Source organism: Thermococcus sp. Bubb.Bath (genome assembly GCF_012027595.1).
GTDB lineage: Archaea > Methanobacteriota_B > Thermococci > Thermococcales > Thermococcaceae > Thermococcus.
Genome location: NZ_SNUR01000002.1, coordinates 318392 through 334228, shown reverse-complemented (window position 1 = coordinate 334228; position 15837 = coordinate 318392). Strand labels below are relative to the sequence as shown.

General features: G+C 52.9%; 16 protein-coding genes and 1 tRNA gene. 7 read left to right on the top strand and 10 right to left on the bottom strand.

The window, feature by feature from the left end; genetic code table 11:
• Positions 1 to 2: 2 nt before the first annotated feature.
• Complete coding sequence (locus E3E29_RS07080) at positions 3 to 1811, bottom strand: PINc/VapC family ATPase (RefSeq protein WP_167910325.1); 1809 nt, start codon at positions 1809 to 1811, stop codon at positions 3 to 5.
• A gap of 98 nt (positions 1812 to 1909) precedes the next feature.
• Here E3E29_RS07080 and minD point away from each other — a divergent pair, with 98 nt between their 5' ends.
• The 3 genes from minD to asnB all read left to right on the top strand — a co-directional run bounded on the left by minD (position 1910) and on the right by asnB (position 4963).
• Positions 1910 to 2647: a cell division ATPase MinD gene (gene minD / locus E3E29_RS07075; protein ID WP_167910244.1), complete on the top strand. Its 738-nt coding sequence runs from the start codon at positions 1910 to 1912 to the stop codon at positions 2645 to 2647.
• A 9-nt stretch (positions 2648 to 2656) separates the two neighbouring features.
• Positions 2657 to 3403 carry an ATP/GTP-binding protein gene (locus E3E29_RS07070; protein WP_167910324.1) on the top strand — a complete coding sequence of 249 codons (747 nt, stop codon included), beginning with the start codon at positions 2657 to 2659 and terminating at the stop codon, positions 3401 to 3403.
• Between the two features lie 108 nt (positions 3404 to 3511).
• Positions 3512 to 4963 (top strand): asparagine synthase (glutamine-hydrolyzing), encoded by a 1452-nt coding sequence (gene asnB, locus E3E29_RS07065; protein WP_167910243.1) that lies wholly within the window; start codon positions 3512 to 3514, stop codon positions 4961 to 4963.
• Here asnB and E3E29_RS07060 read toward each other — a convergent pair.
• From E3E29_RS07060 to E3E29_RS07050, 3 genes are all read right to left on the bottom strand, one after another.
• Entirely contained in the window at positions 4957 to 6159 is a 1203-nt protein-coding gene (locus E3E29_RS07060) for a hypothetical protein (protein ID WP_342764687.1), read from the bottom strand. The genes asnB and E3E29_RS07060 overlap by 7 nt on opposite strands.
• Before the next feature lie 78 nt (positions 6160 to 6237).
• A complete protein-coding gene (locus E3E29_RS07055; protein WP_167910241.1) occupies positions 6238 to 7260 on the bottom strand; it encodes an L-threonylcarbamoyladenylate synthase in 1023 nt (340 codons plus the stop codon).
• Positions 7257 to 7697, bottom strand: coding sequence for a hypothetical protein (locus E3E29_RS07050; protein ID WP_167910240.1), 441 nt, complete (start codon positions 7695 to 7697; stop codon positions 7257 to 7259). Before E3E29_RS07050 ends, E3E29_RS07055 begins: the two co-directional genes overlap by 4 nt.
• A gap of 60 nt (positions 7698 to 7757) precedes the next feature.
• Between E3E29_RS07050 and E3E29_RS07045 the strand changes: the two genes are divergently transcribed.
• Positions 7758 to 8462 carry a nucleotidyltransferase domain-containing protein gene (locus E3E29_RS07045; protein ID WP_167910239.1) on the top strand — a complete coding sequence of 235 codons (705 nt, stop codon included), beginning with the start codon at positions 7758 to 7760 and terminating at the stop codon, positions 8460 to 8462.
• 57 nt (positions 8463 to 8519) lie between these two features.
• Positions 8520 to 9281, top strand: a complete 762-nt coding sequence (locus E3E29_RS07040; protein ID WP_167910238.1) for a hypothetical protein — start codon at positions 8520 to 8522, stop codon at positions 9279 to 9281.
• 5 nt (positions 9282 to 9286) lie between these two features.
• Here E3E29_RS07040 and serS read toward each other — a convergent pair whose 3' ends face one another.
• From serS to E3E29_RS07025, 3 genes are all read right to left on the bottom strand, one after another.
• Positions 9287 to 10651 (bottom strand): serine--tRNA ligase, encoded by a 1365-nt coding sequence (gene serS / locus E3E29_RS07035; RefSeq protein ID WP_167910323.1) that lies wholly within the window; start codon positions 10649 to 10651, stop codon positions 9287 to 9289.
• A 75-nt stretch (positions 10652 to 10726) separates the two neighbouring features.
• Positions 10727 to 11929 carry a gephyrin-like molybdotransferase Glp gene (glp, locus tag E3E29_RS07030; protein WP_167910237.1) on the bottom strand — a complete coding sequence of 401 codons (1203 nt, stop codon included), beginning with the start codon at positions 11927 to 11929 and terminating at the stop codon, positions 10727 to 10729.
• A 74-nt stretch (positions 11930 to 12003) separates the two neighbouring features.
• Positions 12004 to 12081: transfer RNA gene (locus tag E3E29_RS07025), tRNA-Arg, on the bottom strand.
• 67 nt (positions 12082 to 12148) lie between these two features.
• On the opposite strand from E3E29_RS07025, the gene E3E29_RS07020 reads away from it, so the two are divergent.
• A complete protein-coding gene (locus E3E29_RS07020) occupies positions 12149 to 12607 on the top strand; it encodes an Lrp/AsnC family transcriptional regulator (RefSeq protein ID WP_167910322.1) in 459 nt (152 codons plus the stop codon).
• Here E3E29_RS07020 and E3E29_RS07015 read toward each other — a convergent pair.
• Entirely contained in the window at positions 12591 to 12929 is a 339-nt protein-coding gene (locus E3E29_RS07015; RefSeq protein WP_167910236.1) for a hypothetical protein, read from the bottom strand. The two genes, E3E29_RS07020 and E3E29_RS07015, sit on opposite strands and share 17 nt — an antisense overlap.
• 3 nt (positions 12930 to 12932) lie before the next feature.
• On the bottom strand, positions 12933 to 13652 hold the full coding sequence (locus E3E29_RS07010) for a phosphoribosyltransferase family protein (protein ID WP_167910235.1): 720 nt from the start codon (positions 13650 to 13652) through the stop codon (positions 12933 to 12935).
• A gap of 363 nt (positions 13653 to 14015) precedes the next feature.
• Here E3E29_RS07010 and E3E29_RS07005 point away from each other — a divergent pair, with 363 nt between their 5' ends.
• The gene (locus tag E3E29_RS07005; protein WP_167910234.1) at positions 14016 to 15305 is read left to right on the top strand and encodes a dicarboxylate/amino acid:cation symporter; all 1290 of its coding nucleotides are present in this window, start codon (positions 14016 to 14018) and stop codon (positions 15303 to 15305) included.
• Between the two features lie 14 nt (positions 15306 to 15319).
• Here the strand turns inward: E3E29_RS07005 and E3E29_RS07000 are convergent, their stop codons facing one another.
• A complete protein-coding gene (locus E3E29_RS07000; protein WP_167910233.1) occupies positions 15320 to 15832 on the bottom strand; it encodes a YkgJ family cysteine cluster protein in 513 nt (170 codons plus the stop codon).
• Positions 15833 to 15837 lie beyond the last annotated feature (5 nt).

Below are 15837 nucleotides of genomic sequence, written 5' to 3'. Positions count from 1 at the left end.
TTTCACGTGCTCGCCCATATCCCTATCCCGGCGTCGATGAGCCTCTTGAGCTCCTTGCCAATGGGAGTGTTCTTGCTCACCTTAACGAGGCCCTTCCTGCTCGGCGTCGCCGTGAATATGTACTGCTCGCCGCCGTAGAACTTCAGGGGCTTTCTGGCATGCTCCTGCGGCACGTAGAGGACTATCGTCTTCTTCTTTTCCTCGACTTCGATGGGAACCCTCTCCTTGGGCTTGCCAGCTTCCCTCTCGGCGAAGCTCTTGACGTCGATACTTATGCCTATGCGCTTCTCGAGGTCCGTTATCCTCTTCCCCTTCTTGCCTATTATAGCCGGGATATCGAACTCGTCCGCGTAGATAACTGCCTTGTGGGGGCTCACTATCTCAACTTCTGTGTTTACATCGGGCAAGAATTTCTTTATCTCCTGTTTGAGCCTCTTCTCAGCCAGCTTGAACGCGGGGGCCTTCCCCTCCTTCTTCACTGGGACAACACTGACCTCTTCACCGTAGGTGTATATCTCGTACTCCAGCTCGCCGGTCTCAAAGTCGCGAATCTCTATCACCGGCCTCGCGAGGTCTTCTTCGCTCATCCCGCTCGGAACCTTTACGAGGTACTCCAGGGTCAGGACTTTGGCGACCCTTCCAGCCTTGATGAAGATGACGGTATCGACTATCTGCGGAATCATACCGAGATCGACCCTGCCGATGAACCTCTGCACCGCGTCGATTGGTTTTGTTGCGTGGACGACTCCAACCATGCCGACTCCCGCAAGCCTGAGGTCAGAGTATATCTTGAAGTCGCTCGTCTTCCTCATCTCGTCGAAGATGGTGTAGTCAGGCCTCACCAGGAGGAGAATGTCACCGGTCAGCTCCATCTCGCCGTTTAACGCTGTATACTGGGTTATCTCCTCCCCCACCTGCAGGTCGCGCGGCTTCTCCATCGTCTTGACGACCCTCCCCATGCTTGCGTACCACTCAGCAAGGGCCTGGGCGAAGGTTGTCTTGCCCTCACCGGGGGCACCGGCTATCAGAACACCTTGGGCCTTGTCTTTGAGCCTCTCAAGGAGCTTCTCGTCCAGTTCGTAGTCCTCTATGCCCAGCTTCACCACGGGTCTAACCGCGGTTATCTCTATCCTGTCGGCGAACGGGGGCTTAGCTATAACGATACGGTAGTTCCTGAGCTGAACGACGGTGGCTCCAGGTTCGTCCATCTCTATGAAGCTCTCCGGGTCGCGCCTGGCCCGCTCAACGATATCGTCTGCTATCTCTGCCAGCTCCTCATCGGTCAGAACCTCGTCCCTGACCACGACGAGCCTCCATTCGCCGGGCTTCCCCTTCTTTGCCATCGGTTTTAAGCCCGCTTTGAGGTGGACACTCATTGTCGTCTCATCGAAGAAGTCCTCAAGCCTGTGCCGAAGTTCCTTCTTTGCGGAGAGGAAGATTACTTCAATGCCCTTTGCGATGGCGACGTCCCTCTGCACCCCGTCCCCAGTGATAAGAATTGCATTGAGCTCCTTCGCAGTCTCGCGGACCACACTGTCAATCTCCCCCAGCTTGGCACTCCTTATCTGCCAGAGCTCGGGGCGGGTTCCGTGGAAGTCGAGCTCGATTAAGCCGCCATCCGATATCTCCCTGAGCTTCTTGAGCTCCTCAAGGCCGGTATGACCTATTGCCTTCCCCTGGTTGGCCTGGTGCTCTATCTCAGCGACCACCACCTCTGGGATAACAACCCTAACCTTCTCGCGGAGCGTTGAGAGGAACTGCGTTAGACGGCCATCAACTATGACGCTCGTGTCAACAACGAATACCTTCATTTTTCTCACCGGAATGGGCTGGGGTGAACAGTTCATAAATCTTTGGCAAAATCCTAAAAGTTCATAAAGGATTGCGTGGACTAACTATGGGTGGAAAGATGGGCCGGCTGATATCAGTTGCCTCAGGAAAGGGTGGAACTGGCAAAACCACGACAACTGCCAATCTCTCAATAGCCCTCGGCAAAATGGGACATAGAGTTCTGGCGGTGGATGCTGACCTCACCATGGCCAACCTCAGCCTTGTGATGGGAATAGACGACGCTGAAACCACCATACACGATGTCCTGTCCGGTAACGCCGAGATAAACGATGCGATATACCAGACCAGCTACGAGAACGTTGACCTCATCCCCGCGGCAATAGACTGGGAGCACGTTAAAAGGGCAGACCCTAGGGGATTACCTGGGGCAATAAAACCCCTGAAGGCGGGCTACGACTTTGTTCTGATAGACTGTCCCGCGGGACTGCAGATGGACGCAATGAACGCGATGCTCAGCGGCGAGGAGGTCATACTCATAACCAATCCCGAAATTTCATGCATAACCGACACCATGAAGGTGGGCATAGTCTTGAAGAAGGCCGGCCTGGCTGTTCTGGGTTTCGTGCTCAACCGCTACGGGAGGAGCGACAACGACATACCCCCCGACGCTGCAGAGGAGGTTATGGAGCTCCCGCTTCTCGCCGTCATTCCTGAGGACCCGAAGGTTAGGGAGGCGACCCTGGAAGGGGTTCCGGTTGTCGAGTACGACCCCGACTCAGAGGGAGCAAGGGCATTCATGAAGCTCGCCGAAGAGGTGGATAGGATAGCGGGCCTCAAAGCACGGGTTATGTACTGAGTGAGGGAGATGATACTGACTTTCCTCGGCACGGCGGGTAGTGGGAAGACCACGATAACCAGTGCATTCGGGAGATACCTTGAGGAAGAGCACGCGGTAGCCTACGTCAACCTCGACACAGGGGCTAAAACGCTCCCCTACAGCCCTGACCTCGATGTCAGGGATACCATCACTGTGGAGGAGATAATGGAGGAGGGCTTCGGTCCCAACGGCGCCATAGTCAAGAGTTATGACCGCTTACTTGGACACGTGAACTGGATTCTGGAGAGGATACTAGAGCTTGACCGGGAACACGATTACGTCCTTGTGGACACCCCGGGCCAGATGGAGAGCTTTCTGTTCCATGAGTTCGGCACGAGGATAATGGAGGGCCTGAGCGAGCCTCTGGTTGCCTACCTCTTCAGCCCCGAAATCCTGCGGAGGCCTCCTGACTACTGCTTCGTCAGGACGTTCGCGATAATGATAGACCTACGGCTTGGAGTCACCACAGTCCCGGTTCTCAACAAGGTGGACCTGATGCCTCAAGGAGAGCTGGAAAGACACAGAACGCTCCTGGAGGACTTTGAGTACCTCACGGCCAGACTGAAGCTGGACCCATCGATGCAGGGTTATCTCGCCCACAGACTGTGCTCCTTCCTCCCTGAGGTGTCGCCGCCGGTAAGGGTGGTCTACGCATCGGCGAGGGACGGGCGGGGTTTTGAAGAGCTGGAAACCCTCGCCTACGAGCATTACTGCACATGTGGAGACCTAACGTAGGGGTTCTCTAAAAGAACGTTCAGATTTTTTGGCGTTACCGTTTAACCAATTCAAATCGGAAGGGAACAGTCTTTTTAGCGGACATATCAAGGGTTAGGGGGTGGGAAAATGTGCCTCATAGCCGGCGGGATGGGGAAGCATCTACGTGACAGGTTCAAGGTCATGATAGAGGCAGGAAAACACAGGGGCCCCGATGAATTCGGTGTGTGGACTGACGAGGGAGTACTCAAGAGCAGCGACTTCGGGAAGGTGGAAGAGATACCCAACGGTAGGATAGGGGTTCTCCAGTGCCGCCTTGGAATGACGGGTTCGAAGAACTATGTACAGCCCTTCTTCAACGACCTCGTTCTCGTCCACAACGGAGAGATATACAACCACAAGCAGCTCAGAGAGTACCTTGAGGGGAAGGGAATCAATTTCGAGAGCGACGTTGACAGTGAGGTCATCCTACGCCTCATTGAGCATCTCCTTGAAAAAGGACTTACAATGGAGGGAGCCGTAAGGAAGGCAATGGAGATGCTGAACGGCGACTACGCCGTCGGGCTCGTGAGAGGGAAAGAGATATACCTCTTCCGCGACCCGATTGGAATAAGGCCACTTTACTACTCACCAAACGGGTTCTTTGCGAGCGAGAGAAAAGTTCTGTGGGCCATCGGCGAGGAGGAGACGATACCAGTTAAACCAGGCGAGATGGTCGTTATTTCAAGGAAAGGAATCATGAAGAAACGTCTCATGGAGCCGACGGAACCCCCCTGGAGGAGGGAACTGGATGAGAAAGAAGGAATAAAGGTTCTCATGCGGAGCCTGGACTGCTCAGCCAGGCTGAGGGTGGGGAAGAAAACCGGCGTCCTCTTCTCAGGGGGCCTCGACAGCTCGATAACAGCCCTCTTGGCCTCACGCTATTCAGACGTTGTCCTCTACACCGCGGGGATGGAGGGGAGCCATGATATGAAATGGGCACGGAAAGTCAGCGAGGTGCTTGGGCTGGAGCTTGAGGAGAGAGTATTCACAAAAAAGGACGTTGAGGAGGCCCTTCCAAGGGTGATGTTCGCCATCGAGGAGCCCAATCCGATGAACCTAGCGATAGGCATCCCCCTCTACTTCGCAACACAGGAAGCCTCAAAGGATGGAGTGAAAGTCCTCCTGAGTGGCCAAGGGGCGGATGAACTCTTCGGTGGCTACGCCAGGTACCTAGAAAAACCAACACTAATGATCCAAGATATCCTGGAACTCGGTGACAGAAATCTGGCCAGGGACGACAAGATAGCCATGCTGAACGGCGTTGAAGGAAGGTACCCGTTCCTGACTCTTCCAATCCTATGGGCCGCTATGAGTATCCCAGTCGAACTTAAAATCAAGAACGGGATCCGAAAGTACATCCTGCGGAGAACGGCTGAGGAGCTCGGTCTGCCGAAGAAGGTTGCATGGAGGGAGAAGAAGGCGGCGCAGTACGGCAGCGGGGCCCAGAAAATTCTTGAAAAAATAGCTAAAGAAAGGAGAACAACACTCAGGGGTCTCGCGGAGGAGACCTTCAGGAGGGTTTTCGGGGACTCTCAGTAGGAGGGCTCCTGGGATATTCCCTCTGCCTCATGGAGAAGTTTAATCACAGTCTCAAGCTCCTTTTTGGAATTTAACCTAAAATCAGCCACTTCCACGGCCTTTCCGGGGTTCCCCCTTTCAAGGTAGTACTCAACCTCCCAGGCGGTGGAGATGCATGCCGCTTCCTTGTTTCTAGCCCCGTACTCCTTCAGGATCGCCGAGCGCATTATCGCCTTGTTCTTGAGGTCGCTTTCGAAGTCAAGAACTTCATGGTACGCTTTGAATGCCTCCTTATGCTTGCCGACGGCGAAGAGAGCCTGTGCCAGCTCAAGCAGCTTCCTGGCGGTGTTCGCGCTGTCGCCCTGTTTCTGGAAGTCACCAATAACCTGGTAGATGATCCTGATGTTGTTGACCCCTATGAGCTTGGCGCGGCTCACGTTTCCGGAGAGCAGGTAGGCGTACTGGGCCTTGAGGAGATAGGTAGTGGTTCCGTCCAGGTCCCCCCCAGAGTAGGCGATTTTACTTGCCTTCTCATAGTTCCTAGCGGCTGTGTCCATCATGTCCGTATAGTGGCTGTCGTATCCAAACAACTCGAGGACGTACATGGCAAGGCGATAGAAAGCCTCAGCAGCTCCAGCGCTGTCCCCCTTTGCCACGAGTTCTTCAGTGATCTTTCCGTAGATCGTTATTAAAGCATCGGCGACCCGACGTGAGGCCTCCTCATCACCGAGGAGTTTGTAGTACCTAAACGCGTCCTCGTATGCCCGTATAGCCATCCAGCTGTCACCGTTCTCAACATAACCCTTCCCAAGATCCTCATACATTTCAGCGAAGTGTCTAGCGTATTTATTCAGGTTCTTCTCATCACCTACGACCGCGAATATCGCCAGGGTCTTTGAACAGAACTCATTGAGGCGGGTTATGTCAACGTCAAACCTGCTGAGCTCTTCTTCTATTAAGGAGATGTAAAGGGAGGCACTCTTAAGCAGGGGGGCACGGGCCTTGTCCGGTTTTCCTAACCTCTCAAGGAAGAAGTAGCCAAAGTAGCGGTAGAGCCTGGCCGCATCCTCCAGCTTCCTCTCATCTTCGTACTTTTTAGCGGCCCGGAGAATGAGTTTGAGTCCCTCTTTGAGCCCCCCCTCGTTGAGCTTTTGAAAACCCATCTGCTCAAGGTCCTCCGGTGATGCCATTTCCGGGAGTATCGCCAACTTCCTCACCCCATGATTCGATTAAAGAGCTGTCATGAAATAGACATCCGGATATTTAAGTTTATCCACCGACCTAGCGAAAGTCAATTACGCCCTGACGATTTTGAACCCCGCTGCTTTCCTTAACCTGTTCATGACGGCAAGTCCCAGCCCTTTCTCCTCGACACCCTGGGCGATTATCACGTCGACCCCGGTACGGTCGAGCTCTCTGAGGGCGCGGAAGAGGTTCCTGGCGGCTTCTTCGCTGGTTTTACCTAAGTAGAAGAAAGCGTCGGCTTCATGCTCCCCCATGGCCATGACGCCCACTTTGAGGCCGTTCCTCCGAAACTCCTCGATGAGCTCGTTGATTTTTTTACCAACGGCTTCTTCCGTTCCTTCAACGACTATCACCTTCGCACTGGGTGCGTAGTGCCTGTACTTCATTCCGGGGGCCTTGGCAACGTCAACCACCTCTCCCCTCACCGCGGGATGGATTTCAACCTTACCAACAACCTTCTCTATCTCTTCCAGCGGGAGCCCGCCGGGGCGAAGGAGGAGCGGCTTCTCTCCCGTGAGGTCTATCACCGTCGATTCTACTCCAACTGGAGTTGGGCCGCCATCAATTATGCACTCTATCCTGCCGTAGAAGTCGTCGATGACATGCTCCGCATCAGTGGGGCTGGGTTTCCCGCTTATGTTCGCGGAGGGTGCCGCAACAGGAACTCCGCTCATCCGTATCAGCCCGAGGGCTATCGGGTGAGCGGGCATCCTAACGGCGACGGTATCGAGCCCGCCGGTTGTCACCCTGGGAACGGTCTCCCTTGCTGGAAGGACTATGGTTAATGGACCGGGCCAGAACTTCTCGGCCAGCTTCCATGCAGTTTCAGGGATTTCCCTTGCAAGTTCCTCAAGCCATTCTATCTCCACTATATGAGCTATGAGGGGGTTGTCAGCGGGCCTGCCCTTTGCCTCGAATATCCTCCTGGCGGCAGCTCCATCCAGGGCGTTGGCACCCAGACCATAGACTGTCTCGGTCGGAAACGCCACCAGCTTTCCATTTCTTATCAGCCTAGCGGCAACCCCAAGACCCCTCTCCGCAGGGCCTTTCCTCATGTTTATCACGATAGTCATCCACCGCTCACCTGGGGGCCCTGTTTAAGCTCAACCCTCGGTAGCGGGATGTGGTATGGAAGTCTCATCTCCTTGGCCAGGACGAAGAGCAGCGGGCTTATCTCGGAGGTTATGAAGTTGACCATCTCCGCGAAGACATCTGGTCTCACCTTCTTCTCGGCGTCCCATTCATCAAGAATCCTGTCGATGTCCTCCTTGCGGGCAGGAAGGTACATTATGGCCCCTTCAACACGCCCCTCCGCTATCTCAGGCCTGTAATTTATCTCGTACTTGAAGAGTATCTCAACCCCCTTCATCTTGCCCGTTGGTGAGCGTATCTCCCCGAGGCGCATGTCTCTAACATTAGGGGTTAGGTTTACCTCTATCCTCATTCCGGGTATTGGAGCACCCCTCTTCTCGAATTCAACTTTGGTGAGATTCATTCCTATGACCGGCATGTTACCACCAGAGCCCTTTCGGAGGAGCACCTTAAAAAGGTAGGGCTCTAACTACCCACGATGCCGAGGGAGAAAGTGGTCAGAATCTGGGACGAGCGCGAGGTGGTTTACACCCCAAAGCGCTGGCGCTACCTCTGGGAGAAGCGGGAGAAAGCTTTAGCGATAATGGAGCGCCTTGAGGGGTTCGACCCCCAGCTATATGGAAGCGTAGCCAGGGGGGACGTTCGGAAGGACAGCGACATAGACATCTTCATCCCGTTTAGGGTGCCGAGCTACCTAATCGAGCTCGCCCTGGAGGGCCTCGTAAGGAGGAGGAAGATAGTCATGGCCACCCCCCGGCACCTCGTCAAGGGGGTCATCGGGATAGACGAGGAAACAACGGTCACTTTTCCGCTCATCGAGCCTACCGACAGGGAGCTGGAGTTCTACCGCTGGGGCGGAATGGTCGACTTATGGGGCGTGAAGACGAAGCAGCGCGTCCCCGGAGTTAATAAAAAGCTGATTCTGATAGTCCCCACTGAAAAGGGGCACATAGAGAGGGAAGTCATTGGAAGGGAGCCGGAGGTCGCCAGAACGCTCGGAGTCAGCATCGACATAGTCACCGAACGCGTTCACGTCCTCACGAGAAGGGACTCGATAGGGAGAACGGGCATATACACAGACGAAGAGGTTCCGGACTGGATGACATTCGAGGAGGCGTTAAAGGTAATAGCCGACCGCGATCCTAACGTGAGGAGGAAGGTGAGGGAGCGGGGAGGGGTTTAACAAGGTTGGACTGTACACAGTATAACCTTTTATAAGTTCTTGTTCTGTATGTAGTACATGGGGGACAACGTGAGGTGGACGGTCAAAAATAGTAACGTTCTCAAGCTTGTTGCTGTAATAGGTATATTATTAATAGTTATACCCGCGATAGCGGTTGGATTAATTTACGGGATTAAATACGTAGCGCCTGTCGCCACTATTATAACTGCCACCATCATTGCAGTCCAAGCTTGGTACAACAAGAAAACCGCAGAACTGATGAAACAAAGTATAATGATCTCCATAAGGCAGGAGCATACAGAACAACTCAAGAATAAAGTCATAGAGCCGCTTTATGAAATATTTTCACAGATAAATATGGAAGATAATAAATTGAGTGTGGAGAAGTCTAAAGATACTGGGACATCAATTACAATCATTGACCCCAGATCCTTGTCTGGAAAGGATATATCAAGCAATAAATCATGGAATCTGCTACTTATAGCGTTTGCAAATTCGATTAATCCCGACTTAGACATATATCTCTTGTATGATCTTGTAGAATACCACCTCCCTCAGAAATTTGTAGAATATTTCAAATTATTAGTACTTGCTGCTACTGAAGGCAAAAACTCGGATTTTGAAGAACATTTGGATAATATGAAAGGAATCTTGGATGCGTTTAGAACTCTTATAATATTCCCAGATGAGTGCCCCTACATTATGGGGGCCATAGATAAAGAGAACGTTCCAAAATTGATTGAAGAAGTGCAAGAACTTAAGAAGAAAAAGATCAAAATTGAAATCGACAAGAAGGAACAACAAGAATTTTACTTTTAAATTAGCTACTCACAGCACCCCTCCTTCATGCTCGCCGGCAGTATCTCCTTGAAGCCTGTGTACTTCCAAAGGGCCTTCGGGAGCTTTACGACGCCCTCCTCCGTCTGGTGGTTCTCTAGGATGGCAACTACCGCCCTCGAAGTGGCTATCGCAGTGGAGTTGAGCGTGTGGACGAACTTGGGCTTCTCGTGAGTCTTGTCGCGGAAGCGGATGTTCAGCCTTCTCGCCTGCCAGTCAGTAGCGTTGCTCGCTGAAACAACCTCGCGGAACTTGCCCTGGCCTGCCATCCAAGCCTCAATGTCGTACTTCTTGGCGGCGACATAGCCCAGATCACCGGTGCAGATGTTGACGACACGGTAGGGTATCTCAAGGGCCCGGAATATCTCCTCGGCGTTGGCGATTATCTTCTCGTGCCAGTCCCAGCTCTCCTCCGGGCGGGAATAGACGAACTGCTCAACCTTGTGGAACTGGTGGACGCGGAAGATTCCCTTCGTGTCCTTCCCCGCGGTTCCAGCCTCCTTCCTGAAGCACGGGCTTACTCCAACATAAAGGAGCGGGAGGTCTTTTCCTTCGATTATCTCGTTGGCGTGAAGGCCGGCTAATGGGTGCTCGGCCGTTGGGATAAGGTAAAGGTCCTCGTCCTCGACCTTATAAATAACGTCCTCGAAGTCTTCGAAGGCGGTGACCCCCTCCTCAACGAAGCGGCGCACCATGTACGGTGGAACAACCGGGGTGAAGCCCTTCTCTATGAGTTTGTCGAGGGCAAAGCGGATGAGTGCCAAATCAAGGATGACGAGCTCGTTCATGAGGTAGTAAAAGCGCGCTCCGCTCACCTTGGCGGCCCTCTCAAGGTCGGCACCGCGGAGGAGTTCAAGCAGGTCAACGTGGAGCCTCGGCCTCCAGTTCAAAACTTCGTAGTCCATCTTTCCGAGGCTCTGCTCCTTAAAGCTCTCCAGGAAGCCCTCCCAGACCCTGGCCTTGCCCCAGAACCTTATCGGAACGTTCTCTGTGTCGTCCTTTCCAATCGGGACGCTCTCGTGGGTTATGTTAGGGAGGCGCCAGAGGTAGTAGTCTATCCTCTTCCTCAGCTCTTCTACTTCCTTCTCCAGCTCCTCAATCCCCTTAGCTATCTCGTTGCTCTTCGCGAGGAGGTCGTCTACGGGCTCTCCGGCCTTCTTCCTCTTGCCTACCTGGACGGCGAGCTGATTGCGCTCCTTCCGTAGGGCGTTTATCTTCTTCAGGTTCTCGCGCCACTTCGCGTCGAGCTCCAAGATTTCATCTATCCACTTCAGCTTTTCAGTTTCTCCACGTTTGATGAGGTCCTTCCTAACTACATCGGGGTTTTCGCGAATGAGCTTTATGTCGAGCATGTTCTCCACCTCAAGTGAAAACGGGCCAAGTCTAAAAAAGGTTTTTGGAAAAGTTTGGAAAGGGTTAGTTCCAGGTCAACCAAAGAGCGTGACCTCCACCTCTTCCCCCGCCTCCAGTATCTCAACGTTCTCCGGGACCTCGATGAAGCCGTTGGCATCGACAAAGCTGGTAACCACGTCGCTACCCTTCAGTATCGGAACGGCCCTATCACCGTCGATTTTGACTGGGAGAAACTGCCTCCTGCCCTTGACGGAGAAAACCTTGTGGGCGAGCTTCTTTCTAATTTTTCTGACCTCGGTTTCCCTTCCAAGGAGCTTCCTCAGGAGGGGAGCTACGAGGAGTGTGAAGTTCGTTAGACAGCTTGTGGGCTTACCTGGAAGGCCAATCACGGGCTTTCCATCGATCTGGCCAATTATCGTTGGCTTTCCTGGCTGTATTGCAATACCGTGTATGTAAAGCTGGCCAAGCCGCTCGATAACCGAGCTCGTTAGATCGTGCATTCCCCCGCTGGCGCCCCCGCTGAGGAGCACCATGTCGCACTCCGAGATGCCCTTGAGTATGAGCTCGGCAACGCGCTTCTCATCATCCCTGGCAACCCCAAGGAAGCAGGCCTCTCCACCGAGTTCCCTTATCGCGTCGCTGACGGCCCTGCCGTTTATGTCGTATATCTCGCCGGGTTTAAGTTCCTCCCCAGGAAGGACGATTTCGCTTCCAGTGCTTATAACCGCCACCCTGGGCTTTCTGTAGACTTTGACTTTAGAGAGGCCAACAGCGGAGAGAAGCGCCGTCTCCTTGAACCCCAGGCGCGTGCCCTTCTCCAGAACGAGCTTGCCCTTTGGAACGTCCACACCGCGCTTTACCACGTCCAGTCCAGGGTATGCAGGTTTGAATATCACAACTTCATCGCCCTCACGCTCGACGTCCTCGAACTGGATAACGGCATCGGCTCCCTGGGGGAGCGGGGCACCCGTCGATATGTATGCACAGGTTCCGGCATCGAGGGCAAAGTCGGGAAAATCGCCAGCGTGGACTTCCCCAATGACTCTAAGCCTAACCGGCTCTGCCTCGCTGGCCATGAACGTGTCCTCCGCCCTAACGGCGTACCCATCGAAGGTGGCCCTATCAAACGGAGGAACGTCTATTGGAGAAACCACGTCCTCAGCAAGAACCCGCCCTAGAGCATCTTCGAGGGGGACTTCCTCCGTTTTGGGCTCCATCCCAAAGGAGTTCAGAATCTCACGGGCTTTTTCAAGGGGAACAACCTTAAGGAACGCCATGTCATCACCGGAGTTTAATGGGAACGAGAATATAAATGGATTTTGTTAAACAGTTGAGTTAACGAGAAGAAATCTGGCGGACCGGCGGGGATTTGAACCCCGGACCTGCGGCTTAGGAGGCCGCCGCCCTGTCCTAGCTAGGCTACCGGTCCACTGCCCGCTATTCCCTCCCGGAGAAGGGTATTTAAAGTTTACGGTAAAGGAGAAGTGGTGGTGAGGATGGACGAACTCGACATGAAGATACTTCGGCTCCTTCAGAAGAACGCCAGGATGTCTTACAGGGAGATGGCGAAGGAGCTGAAGGTGGCAGTCGGAACGGTCTACAACAGGGTAAAGAAGATGGAGGAAGAGGGGATAATACGGGGCTTCTGCGTGAACATTGACTACGAAAAGGTCGGCTTCGGTCTCACGGCGGTCGTGGGGATAAAGGCGAAGGGAAGGGAGATAGTTAGAATCGAGAGGAAACTCGCAGAACATCCCCGCGTGGCCCAGGTGTACGACGTGACTGGCGAGTACGACATAATAGCGGTCGCGAAGTTCAGAGATAGAGCGGATATGAACAGGTTCGTGAAGTGGGTTCTCTCACTGGACGGTGTCGAGAAGACCAACACAAGCGTCGTTATGGACACGGTAAAAGAAGAGCCGGTGCTGGAGATAGGGACTAGCGAAGAACGATGATCGAGTCAGTCGCATCGATGAAGCGCTTCGCGAAGTCCTCCATTGACTCCACCGGCAGAGTAACCTCTCTCCCGTTTACCTTCCCGAAGAAGAGGTACTTCCTGACGGATATTGCGTCTATGACCCTAAACGACGGATCCTCAGCAATCACGTTTCTGAGGCTCCTGTTAAATTCTTCCTCTTCCACCTCAAGGATTCTACCCTCTATCCTCACGGTTTTGCCACATTCCGTCTCTGAGCACTCAAAATTAAAGGGAAGGCCGAGTTCAGCCTCAACGGGGAGCGTGAGGCCGGCGGCGTTGTACACCATAAACTTCGTCATAGTTCATCTCTCCAGGGTTACGATGCTCTCAACTGGGATACCGTACTCTTCACGCAGACGCTCGATGATGTCCCCCACGCTGACCAGGAAGACCATTCCAACGGGCTTGGCCCCAGCGCGGTGGCAGAGCTCAACGAGTGCCCTCTGTGTCTCTCCGCTCCTCACGACATCGTCCACGATGAGTACTTTATCCCCTTTGCCAAGGGCCCACGTTGGGAGGTAAAGAGTCGTTATACTCCCAGATGCACTGGGGACGTAGTTGACTTCGTGGAACTTCTCAACACCGACTTCCTTCTTCTTTTTGGCGTAAACGACGTCAACGCCCAGTTCTCTGCCGATGTGAACCGCGAGGGGAATCCCGTCCGTCGCCGCGGTCAGCACCTTGTCGACATCAATGTCAGAGAGCTTCCCCCCAATGTCCTCGGAGAGCAGAACCATGAGCGGGGTGTCGCTCAGAACCGACATGCTGTCGAAGAAGCCAAGGCTGTCAAACTTAAGCCTCCTCCTCACCTCGTTCTGGATGTTGATGTATGGACTCAGGAGTTCAATAAGCTCCCTGGTTCTCTCGGTGCTTGGGAGGACCTTCCCCCGGACGTACCTGTTCAGGACGGTTATTGGAAGGCCCGTCAGCTTGGAGAGCTCATCGTACGTGTACGTCTCCTTGAGGAGCCTGAGTATGTTGATGAGTCTGAGTTTCTCCCTAACTGACTTCAGCTGGCTCATGACATCACCTCCGGTGGCCATTGGTTAACAAAAAAATGTATAAATATGTTTCGGTCAATTTGTCCTTTGCCTTGGAGCCAATAGGACATATGGTGGCAAACAGCATCCCCTAACTTGGAACGTTCCTTAGCTCAAAGAATTTAAAAAGAATAGAACTTGTTGGTCAATCCACAACATTCCTGATTTATCTCAACCAATTTTATACATTAACAGCCAGATGATTAAAGTACTTCACAATGATGTTTCGCTTATAACTGCCCATTTATTTTGACGTTTTGTCAATCTTTCTCGAATAGCATTAATAAACTTCTTCTTTCAAGAAACATATGCTGGCAATAAGCCAACCAATAAGGAGGTGGGAGGATGGGAAAAAGTCTCTTAAGACAATACCTCGACTATCCGGTTCTGTGGAAAATTCTCTGGGGTTTAATTCTTGGTACCGTTTTTGGCCTCATAGCAGGGCACTACGGCTATGCAGAAAGTGTGAAGACTTACATCAAGCCCTTCGGTGACCTCTTCGTTAGACTGCTAAAAATGCTCGTGATGCCAATAGTCCTCGCATCACTTGTAGTTGGTGCCGCTAGTATCAGTCCAGCTCGTCTCGGTCGTGTTGGTGTTAAGATAGTCGTTTACTACCTCATCACCTCCGCTATGGCAGTTTTCTTCGGTCTCATTGTGGGCAGGCTCTTCAAGGTCGGAACTGGGATACATCTCGGAACGGGAACCGGAAAGGCAATACAGGCAAAACCACCCTCCCTGATCAAGACCCTTCTTGATATAGTACCGACAAATCCCTTTGCTTCCCTCTCCAATGGCAACGTCCTCCAGGTTATATTCTTTGCAATAATTCTCGGCATAGCGATAACGTATCTCATGAACAGAAACGAGGAGAGAGTTAGACGAGCAGGTGAAACTCTACTGAGGGTCTTCGATGGGCTAGCTGAGGCAATGTACCTCATAGTCGCTGGAGTAATGCAGTACGCGCCAATAGGCGTTTTTGCCCTTATAGCTTACGTTATGGCCGAGCAGGGTGTTAAGGTGGTAGGACCCTTGGCAAAGGTCGTTGGGGCAGTCTATACCGGCCTCTTCCTTCAGATAGTCATTACTTACTTCATTTTCCTGAAGGTCTTTGGGATAGACCCCTTTAAGTTCCTCAAGAAGGCGAAGGATGCCATGGTAACAGCCTTTGTCACAAGGAGCTCCAGTGGAACCCTTCCAGTCACGATGCGTGTGGCTGAGGAGGAGATGGGAGTCGACAAAGGCATATTCTCATTCACCCTACCCCTCGGTGCGACTATAAACATGGACGGAACAGCACTCTACCAAGGTGTCACAGTCCTCTTTGTCGCCAGTGCTATTGGACACCCGCTCACTCTCAGCCAGCAGCTCGTTGTCGTCCTCACTGCAGTTCTTGCATCGATAGGAACGGCGGGTGTTCCAGGTGCTGGTGCCATCATGCTCGCGATGGTCCTTCAGAGCATCGGCCTCGATCTCACAGCGGGAAGCCCCGTGGCCCTCGCATATGCTATGATACTTGGAATTGACGCCATTCTTGACATGGGCAGGACGATGGTAAACGTAACCGGTGACCTCACTGGAACAGTGATCGTGGCCAAGACGGAAAAAGAGCTAGACGAGAGCAAGTGGCGTTAGATTAATCTTTCATTTTATCTCTTCTTTTGCACATTTCCAAGTTTACTCTGGTATTCTCTGATAATGTCCCCGTACTCCCGCAGGAGGAACTCCCCGGTTACCTCCTCTCCATCAGGATGGTTCACTCCGGGACAGAAAGGATCCATTCTTATGTATACCTCCATGGTTTCACCGTGCTTGACAAAGACGAAAGGATAGAGCCTGCAGGCGAGGGGTCTTTCACGGTATATCCTGCACCTCTTGGTCTCTGGATCAAGGAAAACGCACTCGTCCGTTACGGGGTTTTTCTTTATCGCATAGCCAAGGAACTTGTCCCCGCGGTAGAAGGACTTCTCGTAGTCGACGAATTCCCATGCATTATACCCAAGGTCTTCAATGCGCTCTATGTCTTCGTCTCTTAGCGGTATTTCAAGCTCTCTGCAGCACCTGCCGCAGTTCTCTACACACTTGAACCTGACACTGGAGTGGATGGTAACTTCGAGCGTCCGAAGGTTTACCGTGGCCACAAGCCTCTTATCCGAGGCCATGCGGC

What these genes read in the sequence shown, in the direction of transcription:
- E3E29_RS07080 (WP_167910325.1), bottom strand. Translation starts at nt 1,811, where the DNA reads ATGAAGGTATTCGTTGTTGACACGAGCGTCATAGTTGATGGCCGTCTA.
- minD (WP_167910244.1), top strand. Translation starts at nt 1,910, where the DNA reads ATGGGCCGGCTGATATCAGTTGCCTCAGGAAAGGGTGGAACTGGCAAA.
- E3E29_RS07070 (WP_167910324.1), top strand. Translation starts at nt 2,657, where the DNA reads ATGATACTGACTTTCCTCGGCACGGCGGGTAGTGGGAAGACCACGATA.
- asnB (WP_167910243.1), top strand. Translation starts at nt 3,512, where the DNA reads ATGTGCCTCATAGCCGGCGGGATGGGGAAGCATCTACGTGACAGGTTC.
- E3E29_RS07055 (WP_167910241.1), bottom strand. Translation starts at nt 7,260, where the DNA reads ATGACTATCGTGATAAACATGAGGAAAGGCCCTGCGGAGAGGGGTCTT.
- E3E29_RS07050 (WP_167910240.1), bottom strand. Translation starts at nt 7,697, where the DNA reads ATGCCGGTCATAGGAATGAATCTCACCAAAGTTGAATTCGAGAAGAGG.
- E3E29_RS07045 (WP_167910239.1), top strand. Translation starts at nt 7,758, where the DNA reads ATGCCGAGGGAGAAAGTGGTCAGAATCTGGGACGAGCGCGAGGTGGTT.
- E3E29_RS07040 (WP_167910238.1), top strand. Translation starts at nt 8,520, where the DNA reads ATGGGGGACAACGTGAGGTGGACGGTCAAAAATAGTAACGTTCTCAAG.
- serS (WP_167910323.1), bottom strand. Translation starts at nt 10,651, where the DNA reads ATGCTCGACATAAAGCTCATTCGCGAAAACCCCGATGTAGTTAGGAAG.
- glp (WP_167910237.1), bottom strand. Translation starts at nt 11,929, where the DNA reads ATGGCGTTCCTTAAGGTTGTTCCCCTTGAAAAAGCCCGTGAGATTCTG.
- E3E29_RS07020 (WP_167910322.1), top strand. Translation starts at nt 12,149, where the DNA reads ATGGACGAACTCGACATGAAGATACTTCGGCTCCTTCAGAAGAACGCC.
- E3E29_RS07015 (WP_167910236.1), bottom strand. Translation starts at nt 12,929, where the DNA reads ATGACGAAGTTTATGGTGTACAACGCCGCCGGCCTCACGCTCCCCGTT.
- E3E29_RS07010 (WP_167910235.1), bottom strand. Translation starts at nt 13,652, where the DNA reads ATGAGCCAGCTGAAGTCAGTTAGGGAGAAACTCAGACTCATCAACATA.
- E3E29_RS07005 (WP_167910234.1), top strand. Translation starts at nt 14,016, where the DNA reads ATGGGAAAAAGTCTCTTAAGACAATACCTCGACTATCCGGTTCTGTGG.
- E3E29_RS07000 (WP_167910233.1), bottom strand. Translation starts at nt 15,832, where the DNA reads ATGGCCTCGGATAAGAGGCTTGTGGCCACGGTAAACCTTCGGACGCTC.